The organism is Vibrio sp. 2033 (assembly GCF_033339735.1).
Genome location: NZ_JAWOVC010000654.1, coordinates 1 through 561, shown reverse-complemented (window position 1 = coordinate 561; position 561 = coordinate 1). Strand labels below are relative to the sequence as shown.

The following is a 561-nucleotide window of genomic DNA, read 5'->3' as shown; positions in this document are numbered from 1 at the left end:
ACCCGTTTTTTCAGGAGGGAGCCGGTTATGATCGTAAACCCAGAGACCAAAGCAAAGGTTCTCCGGTATGCGATGGGCAACCCTGGGAATTTATCCATCACAAAGCTGGCGGTCGCGCTGGATTACGATGCGGTAGATGCTCTGGGTGTTCGTTTTAAAGACACTGTAAATCTTGAGGTTCGCAGAGCCAGGCGCTGGGAAGTCTGGCAGTGGTTCTGGAACCATCCGGATCAAAGTGTCCAACTGTCAATCAAATTGGGCGTGGTTGGCGCTGTGTTGGGAGTCATGGGCTTCCTGACTGGCGTAGCTCCGTACCTCTTGGGATAAACCAATAAAGCCGTTAACGGGCAATGTAAGTCCGGAGACGGCTTGCATTGCTCTCTCGAAAGTGGAGAGTCAAATGAACACATTAGAACAACTTGTAAATCAGAGAGTGCTTGAGGAAGGTCTGAAAAAGGCGAAGCCATTGGCCGCGCAAATGGGGCTTGAATCTGTACCTGATGAGATGCTTGAAATGATCTGCCCAAACTTGAACTACTCTGGGCAGTTTACGCCAGCTCT

General features: G+C 50.3%; 1 protein-coding gene. It reads left to right on the top strand.

All coding sequences use genetic code 11. The annotated features are described in order from the left end of the window. Positions 1-327, top strand: a 327-nt coding sequence (locus tag R7P74_RS28310; RefSeq protein WP_318124011.1) for a hypothetical protein, incomplete at its 5' end; no start/stop codon positions are given. Positions 328-561 lie beyond the last annotated feature (234 nt).